General features: G+C 46.9%; 12 protein-coding genes. 2 read left to right on the forward strand and 10 right to left on the reverse strand.

What is annotated here, in order from left to right:
• Positions 1 to 161 precede the first annotated feature (161 nt).
• The 6 genes from EII41_RS05485 to EII41_RS05510 form a co-directional block, all read right to left on the reverse strand.
• Positions 162 to 1,040, reverse strand: a complete 879-nt coding sequence (locus tag EII41_RS05485) for an ion transporter (RefSeq protein WP_411292580.1) — start codon at positions 1,038 to 1,040, stop codon at positions 162 to 164.
• Between the two features lie 458 nt (positions 1,041 to 1,498).
• Entirely contained in the window at positions 1,499 to 2,098 is a 600-nt protein-coding gene (locus EII41_RS05490; protein WP_124751165.1) for an IMPACT family protein, read from the reverse strand.
• Between the two features lie 41 nt (positions 2,099 to 2,139).
• Positions 2,140 to 2,358 (reverse strand): hypothetical protein, encoded by a 219-nt coding sequence (locus EII41_RS05495; RefSeq protein WP_124751164.1) that lies wholly within the window; start codon positions 2,356 to 2,358, stop codon positions 2,140 to 2,142.
• 3 nt (positions 2,359 to 2,361) lie between these two features.
• Positions 2,362 to 5,235 carry an excinuclease ABC subunit UvrA gene (gene uvrA, locus EII41_RS05500; protein ID WP_185711839.1) on the reverse strand — a complete coding sequence of 958 codons (2,874 nt, stop codon included), beginning with the start codon at positions 5,233 to 5,235 and terminating at the stop codon, positions 2,362 to 2,364.
• A gap of 32 nt (positions 5,236 to 5,267) precedes the next feature.
• Entirely contained in the window at positions 5,268 to 6,242 is a 975-nt protein-coding gene (locus tag EII41_RS05505) for a lytic transglycosylase domain-containing protein (RefSeq protein ID WP_124789758.1), read from the reverse strand.
• 3 nt (positions 6,243 to 6,245) lie between these two features.
• Positions 6,246 to 7,568, reverse strand: coding sequence for a gliding motility-associated C-terminal domain-containing protein (locus EII41_RS05510; protein WP_185711840.1), 1,323 nt, complete (start codon positions 7,566 to 7,568; stop codon positions 6,246 to 6,248).
• Between the two features lie 161 nt (positions 7,569 to 7,729).
• On the opposite strand from EII41_RS05510, the gene EII41_RS05515 reads away from it, so the two are divergent.
• A complete protein-coding gene (locus EII41_RS05515) occupies positions 7,730 to 9,520 on the forward strand; it encodes a LysM peptidoglycan-binding domain-containing protein (RefSeq protein WP_124789760.1) in 1,791 nt (596 codons plus the stop codon).
• Positions 9,517 to 10,206, forward strand: coding sequence for a porin family protein (locus tag EII41_RS05520; RefSeq protein WP_411292581.1), 690 nt, complete (start codon positions 9,517 to 9,519; stop codon positions 10,204 to 10,206). The genes EII41_RS05515 and EII41_RS05520 overlap by 4 nt, the downstream gene beginning before the upstream one ends.
• 69 nt (positions 10,207 to 10,275) lie before the next feature.
• Here EII41_RS05520 and EII41_RS05525 read toward each other — a convergent pair whose 3' ends face one another.
• From EII41_RS05525 to EII41_RS05540, 4 genes are all read right to left on the reverse strand, one after another.
• On the reverse strand, positions 10,276 to 11,211 hold the full coding sequence (locus EII41_RS05525) for a DUF4300 family protein (RefSeq protein WP_124789761.1): 936 nt from the start codon (positions 11,209 to 11,211) through the stop codon (positions 10,276 to 10,278).
• Between the two features lie 408 nt (positions 11,212 to 11,619).
• Positions 11,620 to 11,955 (reverse strand): YegP family protein, encoded by a 336-nt coding sequence (locus EII41_RS05530; RefSeq protein ID WP_124789762.1) that lies wholly within the window; start codon positions 11,953 to 11,955, stop codon positions 11,620 to 11,622.
• A gap of 131 nt (positions 11,956 to 12,086) precedes the next feature.
• Positions 12,087 to 12,689, reverse strand: coding sequence for an RNA polymerase sigma-70 factor (locus EII41_RS05535; protein WP_124751158.1), 603 nt, complete (start codon positions 12,687 to 12,689; stop codon positions 12,087 to 12,089).
• Between the two features lie 89 nt (positions 12,690 to 12,778).
• Complete coding sequence (locus EII41_RS05540) at positions 12,779 to 13,987, reverse strand: sensor histidine kinase (protein ID WP_124751157.1); 1,209 nt, start codon at positions 13,985 to 13,987, stop codon at positions 12,779 to 12,781.
• Positions 13,988 to 14,153 lie beyond the last annotated feature (166 nt).

Below are 14,153 nucleotides of genomic sequence, written 5' to 3' on the forward strand. Positions count from 1 at the left end.
TTTCTAAATGTCTATATTTACTTTTTGATATTCTTCTGTTTGTTTTCTTTGAACGGACAAAGATAAGCATTTCCGCAAAATACGACAGACTCCGCCGTCAAAAGTGAACGGCCGGACAACAAGCGGAAGCGCACCGGTACAAACCATCCTTTATATGAATATCAAGAGGATGACTCTTCTGTTTTTACATTGACCGGTTGCCCGCAATACTTGCAGTACGAAGCGTCGAGGTCGTTATTTTTTTCGCAATGCGGACATTTTTTATTTCGGGTGCCGGATTTTTGCATCATCGTTGCCGATACGATGCCCGTCGGTACGGCGATAATCGTGTAGCCCAACAGCATGACCAATGCGGAGAGGAAACGTCCGGCACCCGTCATCGGGGTAATGTCACCATAGCCGACGGTGGTGAGCGTCACGATCGTCCAATATATACTATTCAAGATGTTATCGAACCCCGGCGTGTGATTCGCTCCTTCGATCATATACATCAGCGTACCGAGCGAGATGGTCAGAATCAGGACAAAGAGGAAGAAAACGAAGATTTTGCGACGACTCTCCTTGAGTGAATGAAGCAGAACATTCCCTTCGGAGATGAATCCGAAAAGCCGGAAGATGCGGAACACGCGTATCAGACGGAACGAGCGTGCAATGACCAGATAAGCGGCCGTATGAAAAAAGAAGGTCATATAAAGCGGCAGCGTCGATATTAGATCGACAATGCCGTAGAAACTGAATATATACTTCTTGGGCTTTGGCGAACAATAAATTCGAAGCACGTACTCTACCGTGAAAAACAATGTGATGATCCACTCCAGCACATGCAATATCTGGTTAAACGTGTCCGTAAACAAGTGTAAACTGTCGACGATGATCAACAGGATACTGACGAGAATAAAGACAAGCAATACGACATCGAAGAGTTTACCTTCACGGGTATCTGCCTCGAAGATGATTTCGTATATCTGCTCTTTCCGAGTCATTCCCGACAAGGATTTCTTCGGCAATAAACTTTTTCGACTTCGTTTTTTATATTTCATGATCCGTATTATTTATTCCGCACTTTTCTCCGGAATCGGTTGCCGGAGGATGTTGTAACTTCACCCGATTAATTTTCGGAAAACCAAAGAAGATTTCCTCAAAATATACACAAAAATACAATTTATTCGGAATATACGTTATCATATTCTGTGTGGATTGTTTATTCTTTCTGATTCATTGTCGATATGGCGAGGGATCGGGTAGCGATCGTTTTTTACCTGAAGGATTGCTTCCTTAAGATGAAGGAACACTTCTTTAAGGTCAAGGAACGCTTCCTTAAGGTCAAGGAACGCTTCCTTAAGGTGAAGGAGCACTTCCTTAAGGTGAAGGATTGTTTCCTTAAGATGAAGGAACACTTCCTTAAGGTGAAGGAGGCCTTTCTTAGGATAGGGGGTGAAAGAAAACGTTGAAAATTGGGAGAGTGGTGGATGATGGTTTCCCGATGGGGTATTTCGGGTTAGCTGTCTTTTAGGTAGGCTCCTTCGATCATGAACAAACGGTTCTTTAACGTCTCTTCCTGACTTTGGCGGATACGGAGTGTCATCTCGCAATTCGCTTCGAAGGTCTGTGAAACGATAGCCGGTTGCATCTCTTTCACCACACGCATGATGTCATTCAAAAAAGGGTATTCGAAAACCACGGTACATTCGGCATCTACGGTGCGCTCTTCGACTTCGGCAGCCGCAATCGCTTCGGCCGCGGCCGAACGATAAGCAACGATCAGACCGCTCGTGCCCAATTTGATGCCCCCGAAATAACGCACCACAATCACGAGAATATCCGTCAATTCGTTCGCATTGATCTGTCCGAGTATCGGTTTGCCGGCTGTCGACGAAGGTTCTCCGTCGTCGTTGGCTCGAAATGTGGTACGGTCGGCACCGAGCATATAAGCCCAGCAGACGTGACGCGCGTCGTAATATTTCTTTCGGCAGGCCTCCACCTGCGCCTTCACCTCTTCGGGTGTACGCACAGGGATGGCGAACGAAAGAAAACGACTGCGTTTCTCCGTATAATAGCCTTCGCTTGCGGCACGAATGGTTTTGTAAAGATCGGACATCGGTTGCGGTTATGCTTCGTCGTTTTTTTCCTCTCGGCAGGTCAGTCCGGCACGTGCGTTTGCTGTTCTTCCAAATAGGCGCGGAAGTCTTTCATGATTTCTTCGATCTCTTCGATAAAACGCGGATCTTTCACCTTGTCTTTGACGTTTTCGTAATAAGTTTCGATGGCAGGAAGCGCACAAATGTCCTGACCGCGCAACAGAAAATAGGGTTCGTCCTTCTCGTTGCATTGCTTGATCATCTGTATCGGATTCTTCATTTTTTATTTCATCTTTTTATGGTCTGATAATTCTTCTTTCAGAAAAGGGGCTGTAAAGCTTTTTGTCCGGGCTTTTACCAACGCTTCCGGTGTTCCGGCAAACAGGAGCTGTCCGCCTTGTTTCCCACCGTCAGGCCCCATGTCGATTAAGTAGTCGGCACATTTGATGATGTCGAGATTATGCTCGATCACGATCATCGTGTTCCCTTTGTCGACGAGTTTGTTGAGCACGCCCAGCAGCACGCGGATATCTTCGAAATGCAATCCTGTAGTCGGTTCGTCCAGAATATAGAGTGTGCGTCCCGTATCGCGCTTCGACAGTTCGGCCGCAAGTTTCACCCGTTGGCTTTCGCCCCCCGATAATGTCGTCGAAGGTTGTCCCAGTTTGATATAGCCCAGTCCCACATCTTGCAGCACCTTGATTTTATTTAGGATAGAAGGTATGTTCTCAAAAAACTCGACAGCCATGTTGATGGTCATATCCAGCACGTCTGCGATCGATTTGCCGCGATAGCGTACTTCCAGCGTCTCACGATTATAACGTTTGCCGTGGCAATCTTCACAAGGTGCCAATACATCGGGCAAGAAGTTCATCTCAATCGTTTTATATCCGTTTCCTTTACACGTTTCACAACGCCCTCCCGAGACATTGAACGAGAAACGTCCGGGTTTATACCCGCGTATCTTCGCCTCCGGCAGTTCGACAAACAAATTACGGATATCCGAAAACACTCCGGTATACGTGGCCGGATTGCTGCGGGGAGATCGTCCTATCGGCGACTGATCCACATCCACCACCTTATCGATATGCTCCAATCCTTCGATCGACTGATAGCCGAGAGGCGAGCGGAGCGAACGGTAGAAATGTCTGCTCAAAATTGGTTGAAGGGTGGCATTGATAAGGGTCGATTTGCCGCTTCCCGAAACGCCGGTGACGCAAATTAGCGTACCCAGCGGAAACGATACATCGACCTTCTTCAGGTTATTTCCGGTAGCTCCTTTCAATACAAGCCAATGGCCGTTCCCTTCGCGGCGAACGGCCGGTACATCGATCGATCTTTTTCCGTTCAAGTATGAAGACGTCAGCGTGTCGGTTGCGATCATCTCTTGCGGAGTGCCGGCAAAGACGATTTCGCCCCCCAGACGACCGGCCTTAGGCCCCATATCGACCACGTAGTCGGCATTCAGCATCATGTCTTTATCGTGTTCTACCACAATCACCGAGTTGCCCATGTCGCGCAATTCCTTGAGCGAATCGATGAGCCGCTTGTTATCCCGCTGATGTAATCCGATGCTCGGTTCGTCGAGGATGTACAGTACATTCACTAATCGGCTACCGATCTGCGTAGCCAGTCGGATGCGCTGGCTCTCTCCGCCCGAAAGCGTGGCCGAAGGTCGGTTCAGAGACAAGTAATCGAGGCCGACTTCCAGAATAAATTCAAGTCGGGAGCGAATTTCTTTCAATATCTCCACCGCGATTTTCTGTTGCGATGGCGACATCTTTTTCTCTACCGCGTTGATCCATCTCGCTAATTCGGCAATATCCATCTGAGCCAGCTCGGCAATATTCTTTCCATCGATGCGATAATGTAAGGCTTCTTTATTCAGGCGTTGTCCGTGACATTCCGGACATTCCGTCATGCTGATAAACTGCTCCGCCCATTTCTGTGCCGACGCCGGAGCATCATCGTCCTGCTGCATCAGAATGTATTTGGCAACTCCTTCGTACGAATAAAAATAATTGGAGCTTCCCAATGATTCGTTCCGAATATGAATCCGCTCTTCGGTACCGTTCATAATCTCATCCATAGCCTCTTCGGGAATATCTTTAATGGGCGTTTTGATCGTGACGCCATGCTTTTCGCAAAGCGCCTCGATTTGCCAGAAGATGAGTGATTTTTTATATTTCCCTAATGCCACGATACCTCCGTTATAAATACTCAGTGAAGGATCCGGGACAATTTTTTCCATATCCAGAATATTCACTTCTCCGAGTCCTTTGCAGCGCGGACACGCGCCATGCGGAGAATTGAACGAGAAGTTATGCGGCGCCGGTTCACTGTAAGATAGTCCCGTCACGGGGCACATCAATTGCCGGCTATAATAGCGTGTCTCGCCACTGTCGGCATCGAGCAGAAGGATCAATCCGTCGCCTTGCTTCATCGCCGTACGGAGACTTTCTTTCAGGCGTTGTCCGTCGGTTGCGGAGACAATCATTTTGTCGACTACCACCTCGATACTGTGCATCTTATAACGATCCAGTTTCATCCCGTGACGTATCTCCTGCAACTCGCCGTCGACACGGACATTCAGATAGCCTTTCTTGCGTATCTGTTCGAAAAGCTCCTTGTAGTGTCCTTTCCGGTTACGCACCAGCGGAGCAAGCATATACGTTTTTTTGCCTTTATATTCCTCAAGGATCAGTTCCAGAATCTGCTCTTCGGTATATTTGACCATCTTCTCTCCGCTCAGATAGGAATAGGCATCGCCGGCACGCGCATAGAGCAGACGCAAGAAGTCGTATACCTCGGTGGTTGTCCCCACTGTCGAACGCGGGTTCCGGTTCGTCGTTTTCTGTTCGATCGAGATGACCGGGCTCAATCCGGTTATCTTATCGACATCGGGCCGTTCGATGGCTCCTAAAAAGTTCCGGGCATAAGCCGAAAACGTATCGATATAACGCCGTTGACCTTCGGCAAAAATCGTATCGAACGCCAACGACGATTTACCGCTTCCACTCATACCCGTGATCACGGATAAACTGTTACGGGGCAGTACGACATCAATATTTTTCAGGTTGTGAACACGTGCACCCCAGACGCCGATACTTCCCTTTTCGACTTGCTCGCTTTGACTGTTTTCTTTCTTTTTCGCCATAATTGTTTACCGAAACATTTCATAGCCGGTATTCACCGTACCACCCAACGTTTGTCGTGCACCGTTTGATTCGGTTCGTTATAATACATATCTTTCTTGCGCGGAATCGAGATGGTGAAACTTTTTCCGTTAACAACCAGCTTCGTATCTCTCAACCACGAATTAAAACGTTTCAGGTCGGCATACGTGATGTCATGCGATTTGGCAAATGCTACCAGATCGGGAATATCGTTCGATACAATCACTTTTTCGCACGAAATCGGACGGTATAAATCTTTCGCGTGCATCACAAAGCCGTATTTATACGGATTCTCGAAAATCTGCTTGATGGCGAAGATTCGATAGACATAGCGCGATGTCTCTTCGACTAACCACAAATTCAGTGCCGATGCTTCGTTTTGACGGGCATATTCGGACGAGATGCGTCCCATTCCGGCATTGTACGAGGCGGCTACCGAAATCCAGTCGCCATACTTGGCATACGCGTCCCTGAGGTAACGGCAGGCGGCTTCCGTAGCACGTTCCACATGGTACCGTTCGTCTACTGTCGGGGTAACGATCAATTGGTATTGTTTGGCGGTTGCCTCCATAAATTGCCACATGCCCGCAGCTCGTGCCGGAGACACGATGCGTGGATCGAGATGACTCTCGATAACGGCCAGGTACTTGAAATCGTCCGGAATGCCATTGGCTTTCAGAATCGGTTCGATCACGGGGAAATAACGGTTCGCCCGTTTGATCATCAGCATGGTCGTTGAATGAAAGTAGGTGAAACTGCTCAACTCCCTGTCCATACCTTCATACATATTGTATCGGGTCAGATCGACTTTCTCTCCGCAAAACGTAACGTGCGTAGGGACAGTCGGTGTCATGGTGACTGACGAAACGGCCGGTCGTTCCTGCATCACCTGTTCCGAGTCTTGCGAACTTACCGACAGACATGCCGTCAAGCCGATTCCTCCGGTCAGCAAAAGCGCTATACTTATTGTTTTTATATTTTTTCTCATTCGTTAGGGTGTTTGACTGTTCATTCTATTAGATCTTACGACATTAATATCTCCACTCAGTTTATGCGTTTTTCCGTCGGTTCCCGTATATTCGATCACGTAATAATAAGCTCCCGCAGGTACATATTTTCCGCGATACTTACCATCCCATCCTTCGTTCGGGTCTGTCCAGTGATATAACTCATTCCCCCAGCGATTGAATATCCAAGCCCGGAAACGTACCACCGATTTATGAACTACCTTAAAAATATCGTTCACCCCCGGCGAGTCGCCCGGAGTAAAAACATTCGGCACCTTAACGATGGTCTCCGTAATGTGGATGTTGTATGATGTTTCGTTGTGCGTACATTTTCCTGATCGATCGCTTACTTCGAGTGTTACCTTGTATTCGCCGGCTGTATCGAACGTGTAATCCATTTCTGCTTCCGTGAAGCGGACGAGCGGTCTGTCGCCCGTCGGCTCTTTCTTTACAATCTGCCAGACGAACAGCGAAGCGACAGGAGTATTGGCATAAGCTTTGAAATGCACATGGGCCGGGGCCAGCAACTCGCCCTTTTTTCGTGACAGATTCGTTTTACTTTCCGACGAAACAAGCGTATCGGCATGTACTTCGATGGCTACGGTTTCGAATAAATCGATCGCAGCCGATTGCTCTACCCCGAAGTGACGTGCGAATAAATCGCCAGTCAACTCGATTTTTGTATCGCGCAGAGGCGGACGAATCTGGGTCGCGAACGGATTGCCCCTGAGCGTATCGATGGCCAGCTCTTCGATAAACCGTTTGCCGGATTTACTCCATGCTTGCGTCAGGTAGCTTACTTCAAATTCGCGTTTTACCTCCATCTCTTTACCATCCGGAAGAAAATATTTCAGTGCAGGCATTTCTGCCGATCCGTCGAGGCGGAGACCGGAGCAGCGGTCGGACGATTCGCCTACCTTCAGGTGGCTGATGTTAAACGGATATTTACTGTAGTCAATCAGCCAGATATAATGTTTCATCCCGCCGTCGTTCACGAAATAGCCATATCCTTCGGTCAGATTGGTTACGGTCGAAGTGGTGCCATTCTGTGTTGAAGGAACAGCTTCCCATTCATCTTCGAGGGCTGCTTTTGTTTTATAGCGGTACCAACGGTGCGAAGCAGATGCCGAGGTATAACTGATTGTTACTCCTTCCATACCGTAGACCAAATAAACCTGCAATTTATAGGCCGTATTTTCCACCACTTTCAACGGCTTTTTGGCACCACTGTCTACCTGATACTGTGCCCACAGTTTAGCTTCCGAAAGCATCAATGCGAGCATACAGCTCACGATTATCCTAAACATTCTTTTTCGCATACTCATTCCGAATCAGCTTACAAAAGTACAATTTTATCCCGCAACCACAAGGAGGCTTCACCAACTTTCCTTCGCGAGCTTTTTTCTTTCGCCGGTTGCTCGGATGAAAAAATATATGCTATCTTTGCCTAAAAAATAATTGAAGAACGATGAACAGATTTACTATTCACCTGCTCACCTTTTTATTTAGCCTGTCGATAGCGTTTGTTTCGGCACAGGAAAATCGGTCACAAATTCATACGAATAACGTACAAGACGAAAATATATTTCATCATACGGTCGAACGCGGCCAGACGGTATATGCCATTTCGGCCATGTATAATATAGATAAAGAAGATATCTATCGCCTCAACCCGACGAGTCGCGACTATATCAAAGTGGGTGAAATATTGAAAATCCCCCAGAAACACGTCGCTGATCATCCCGATACGGGAGCAGAAGACTTACACACGTATCATACCATCCGCTCCGGCGAAACCTTGTACGGCATATCGAAACAATATAACGTACAGGCTGCAGCCATCACCAAGGCGAATCCCGGACTGACTTCTCTGACTTTCTCTGCGGGAAAGACGATCCGTATTCCGGCTACTCAGATTGAGGCGTTACCGACGAGAGCCATCCAAAAGGTCACAAAAGAAATCGAATATAAAGTCAAGAAAAAGGAGACGATGTATCGCCTCTGTAAGAAATTCAATACGACCAGTCATGAGCTGATCAGACTCAACCCGGAGCTGAAAAGCGGACTGCAAGCAGGTATGATCATCAAAGTCCCGGTGGAAACGGAAGAGACCGTCACGACGCAAGCGCATGAAACGAATGAATTCGATATCAATGCTCTGATCAAATATCGGAAAGAAATGCAGCGGGTAGACGTAGCGAAGATCGCTTTGCTGCTACCGTTTCAAACGAGCGACACTAAGAATTCAGCGCGTATCGTCGAGTATTACGAAGGCTTTTTGCTGGCGGTGGACAGCTTGAAAAAGATGGGCTACTCGATCGACCTATCGGTGTTTGATATCGGCGACGGTGTACAGAAAACGCAGGAGGTGCTCAAGAACGACCGTCTGGCGGACGTGCATCTGATGATTGGAGGGGTTACGAACGAACAAATCGAACTGATTGCGAATCATGCCAGAAAGCATGAAATTAAATACGTGATCCCCTTATCGTCGAAGAGCGACCGTGTGACCTCGGGGAATGCCTACGTTTTTCAGGTCAACACCCCACATTCCTATCTTTATTCGCTGGCCACAATGCGTGCTTGTACGTTATTTGCGAATTACAACGTGATATTGGTCAATACGGGCGACAAAGATCCGAAAACGGAGTTCATCCGTACATTTAAGGCCGATATGAATCAGAGAAATATTCCGTTCCGTGAGATAAACTATAACGAACGGACATTCCGCAATGATATGGCTGGCATACTGAGCAGTACGAAACCGAATCTTGTTATGCCATTGTCCAGTTCGATGGAAGCGCTTGTAAAAATCAAAGGCCCGTTGCGCATGCTCGCTGAAAAAAATCAGGGATATCAACTGACTCTCTTCGGCTATCCCGAATGGCAAACGTACACGAATGAATGCATCGAAGATTTCTTTGCTCTTAACACATACATTTACACACCGTTTTATGTGAATCGATTTTCGAATCAGACACGAGACTTTAGTGCTAAATACAGACAATGGTATAAGAAAAATATGAGTCAGACGTATCCCAGATATGCAATGCTTGGATTCGACACGGGCATGTATTTTATGAGTGCGATCAGTAAACTCGGCTCTAATTTTGAAGACCATCTTCGGCAGATGCAATATAATAGCTTACAAACCGGACTTCGTTTCGATACGCGCACGAATAATTGGGGGGGATTTATGAATATGAATCTTTATTTTGTGCATTACAATAAAGACTTATCCATCATACGAACCGAATGATGAAAGGGCTGGTCTTTCTTTTTTTCGGTCTGACATTCGTCTTTTGTTCTCCTATTCAAGCACAGGAAACGTTTAGGAGGGAGTGGGCAGTCGGTGTTTCAGGTGGCATCAATGCTTCGTCGGTGTTTTTTGCGCCCAAGGTACAGCAAAAAATGCTACTGGGATACAACGGAGGGCTGACGGTACGATGGATCACGGAGAAAAATCTTGGTCTGCAACTCGAAGCCAATTTCAAACAGCAGGGATGGAACGAACGCTTCGAAGTTCCCGAAGGATATCCGAACCCCGAAACGTATCCCGATTATCGGTATATTCGCCGGATGAACTATATCGAACTGCCGTTTCTGACACATATTTATTTCGGCAGTGAGCGGGTGCGCTTCTTCTTCAACATGGGCCCTCAAATCGGACTCTTGACGGGCGAAAGTACGGAAGAAAACCTGCGGGGAGCAACCCCGAACAAAACGAACGCCCAGCATACGATGGCGGCCGAAAAGAAATTCGCATGGGGATTATGTGGTGGGCCGGGACTTGAAGTCCGTACCGGAATCGGCTACTTTTTACTCGAAGCACGCTATTACTATTCGTTAGGTGACTTTTACAACACCCGCCGTCAAGACGTTTTTTCCAAAGCCTCGACGCAGGTGTTCTCAGCCAAACTGTCTTATCTGATTTCCTTTCGCTGAGACCGGCTTAGAGAGAGACGAAGAATATATAGAGTAGCTTGACCGAGCTGAAATCTCTTGTCTTCGCTTTCAGTCTTCTGCTCTCTTATCGGGATTCGGGCGATAGCCTTCCAGCAGACTGTCGTTTTCCATTAGGAAGGGCGATGCGGTGGGTTGTCCCCATTCGACGTCATACATCTTCATCAAATAATCGTTCAGCTCGCTGCGGTTGTTGAAGCGGATGACCTGGTAGGGAGCTTGAAATGTCAGTTTTTCGACAAAAAGCAGTTGATTGCTGACAGGAAGCAGTACACCGGCGTGTCCCACAAAGAGGAAGCTCTCCTCCGGCGTAATAGCCGAATGCATCACTACGGATATCAGCGATGCCTTAGCCCGGTCGTTTTTATGAATAAAGCGAATGCCTTTGCGCTGCCAATAATCTTGTATGTTTTTCAGATGCTTGTCGATCTCTTTTTCGTTAGGCGTGGGCACAGGGGCGAAAAGGTTTCGGAAAGCTTGCCTCTCGACGGAAGAGAAGAGGGTGCGACCGCAGTTGTCGAGCGTCTCTTCATCGAACATCAGTGTTGTGGGATGTTCGTCGGCAGGCTGATCGACAGCGATGAAGTCTTTCAGCAGATCGTAGGAAGTGATTCGGCAATTGTAACCCGCAAACTCCGGATGTTTCTCATCCCAATTTGTCTGTATGGCTACTTCGTCGTAGTGAGGAAGTATGCTGTCTAACTTCACAAAACCGCTTGACACAAGTCCATGCCCTTCGATAGCGTCGTTGAACTGCTTCACATTTTGCAGAAACGATGCGACGTTTTCGGACGCTATGCCGGCATGGGTCATGGCTTTGCTTACTTCCTCCTGCGTCTGCTTGTCCAGTAGGTTCGAATAAGTAACGGTTGGGGTGTCTTGCGTAGCTTCCAAAGCATTATTTTTTTGTTTGTTGCTCCGACATCCCCAAGCTATCGTCATCACAAATGCCAAAGTTGCTGCGATATAAGTGTAATGTCTGTTCATATTGTCTGTGTTTAAATTGTTTGATTGTTCTTTTACTTGACTTTGTTGCAATGTTATTGAAGGATAGGGGGGATATTTTTGTATTTGCAAATGAGGTTGCGTCATAAATGTTTTACCGGATTGTGATACCTTAAAATTACGAAAGCGGGGTTTCATAACAGGCGAATTGCTTCGTTGCTTACGGCAAGTGAGCTCGGTCACATACGTTCGTATGCTCCCTCGCTCTCATCCTTAGCGCCCCTAATTTTACCCTTTCTTACACACCTAAAGAGGGTATGCCCAAACATTACGTTTTGAACATCCCCCTTTCCGTGTCATTGGCTTTTTCGGTCATAGATTCCCCTAAAAAGTCAATGCTAATGCGTATAAAACTTCAACGGTTGTCAGATCAAGTCGTCGTTCATTGCATTATGCTAACGTTTGATCATCGATAGTTGCATCGGGAGCGTTCTTTTGTACCGATTTGATACCGTTATCGCAAGAGACTTCACTTTCGTACATTTGACTACTGCCAATTACTTGTCCGTTTGTAGCCTTCAGGTTAAAATAAAATTTACCATTTTTTGCGATGCCCTTCTCATAACGACTCTCAGTCGGTGCATTTTTCTTTACCGATTCTACCCCGTTCATGCATGCAGCTTTGGTTGTATAACCTTCACTCGATAAAATCACCTGCCCGTTTGTAGCTTTCAGATTGAACTGAAATTCACCGTTCTTACGGGTTGAAATTACAAATTTTCCCATTGTCTTTATTTTATTTTGTATGATAAATATTTTTTGTCATTGTTTAAACAAACAAGATGTCAGGATTGTTCAAAATCGACAGACGATCATTACATGAGACCGTTCTTTATTCACCGAGTTAAAAAACTCATTTATCCGGGTGGGAGATTCCCCATTGCATCGATATGCGCACACAGCAAAAGCAGCAATGGGTAGTAGTCTTTCAGTTCATGCCGTAGGGTTTTCAGGGCTTTGCTCATGCGGGCTTCGACGGTTTTGGGGGAGACATCGAGTTGTGTGGCAATTTCGTGATACGTCAGTCCGTTGAAGCGGTTCATTTCAAATACTTCACGCACATCGCTCGATAATTTTTCCAACGCTTGGTGAAGGAGGACTTCGAGTTCGCTCAACGTGTAGAAATCTTCGGGCGACATGGATGCATGGGAAGGCTCAACTTGACCGGTATATCGGGCTGTAACCGATTCTTTGCGCAGATAATCCGTACAACTGTTGCGGACGCTGGTAAGCAGGAAGTTGCGAAAAGAGAGCCGGATATCGATGGTCTTTCGATTTTTCCAGACTTTTAGAAAGGTTTCTTGCACGATGTCTTCCGAGGTTTCCCAATCATTTACATAACGTTGGGCAAAGACGCACAAAGCGGGGTAAAACTCAAAAAACAATTCCTTGAAAGCCTCGCGACTGTCATGAACGCCTATTTTCCTGAAAAGATTTTCGATGTATGCATCGTTTTTCATGTTTTTTGTTTCTGCCCTCGAATATTACGGATGATTCACCGCAAATGTATAACATATCGGGCATATCTGCAAACCATTCATGCCGCTTTTTATGCGGGTTTGCCACGCAAAGTGAGCGACGGAGAATCTTCTCTTATTGGGTGGTGGGGGCGTAGGCGCATCTCGATACGGAAGGTGGTGCCTTTGCCGATCTCGGAAGATTTTACATAAATTTCGCTGCCCGGTGTCGTCTCCACAATGCGGCGGACGAGTGATAAGCCTAATCCCCAGCCGCGTTTTTTGGTCGTATAGCCGGGGTTAAAGATAGTTTGAAAGCGTGACTTTGGAATACCTTTGCCTGTGTCGGTCACCTCGATCCAGACACGTTGTTTTCGGCTGCCTGTACGGAAGGTGATCACTCCCTGTCCCTCCATGGCATCAACGGCGTTCTTCGTCAGGTTTTCAATCACCCACGAGAAGAGCGATTCATTCATCATCACGAACAGGGCCTGGTCGGAGAACTCGGTTTCAATGCGTATTTTCGACGAGATACGCGTGCTCATGTAGTCGCAAGCCGAGCGGATGGCTTCGTTTACGTTAAGCGGTTTCAATGCGGGATCGGATCCGATTTTGGAAAAGCGGTCGGCGATGACTTCAAGTCGTTTCACATCTTTCTCCATCTCGTGCAGGTAGGTGCCGTCCACTTCTTTTGTTTTGAGGTATTCGATCCATGCGATCAAGGATGAGATGGGGGTTCCGAGCTGATGGGCTGTTTCTTTCGAAAGACCGACCCATACTTTGTTCTGCTCGGCTCTTTTAGTACTGGCTAATGCCAGAAAGGCGAGCAGGATAAAAACGAAGACGACCGACAGTTGTACATAAGGATACATTAGTAACCGTTTGAGGAGGATAGAGTCGTCGTAATAGAGGTATTGGTATGAGTTGGGACCGATCTCGACGGAGATGGGGGGATTCTTCGATTTAAATTCGGTGACTTTTCGTTTAAGAAAAGCGTCTTCGTCGCTGCCGCGCACATCGATGTTACGGTGACTGAGAATATTTCCGGCATCGTCGCAAAGGATAACGGGGATGGAAGTATTGCCTTCGATGATGCGCAGGACAACCATCAGGTTTTGATCTGTGTTCTCGGTGGTCAGGACACGATACGCTTCCGTCCATATTTCCATCCGTACGCGCTCTTCGTGTGCCAGTTTTCGGATTAGCATATCGGAGACCACGACCGACGCGATGGCAATCAGTACGGCTCCGATAATAAAGGCATATTTCAAATTCCGGCGCGACTCATATAAATTATTCATAACTTATCGTCTTGTATCACTACGTTAGTAAACGATGAGAGATATGAAATATTATACGCGTCGCGCCGGAATGGTGGAACGGTGTTTTTTTATGGCTCTATGTTGATTTGAGTGGGTAATGGAAATTCCTTCCTCCGTTTATGTAGTATACCATATCCATAAAGTT

It is taken from the genome of Tannerella forsythia, assembly GCF_003860135.1.
Classification (GTDB): domain Bacteria; phylum Bacteroidota; class Bacteroidia; order Bacteroidales; family Tannerellaceae; genus Tannerella; species Tannerella forsythia_A.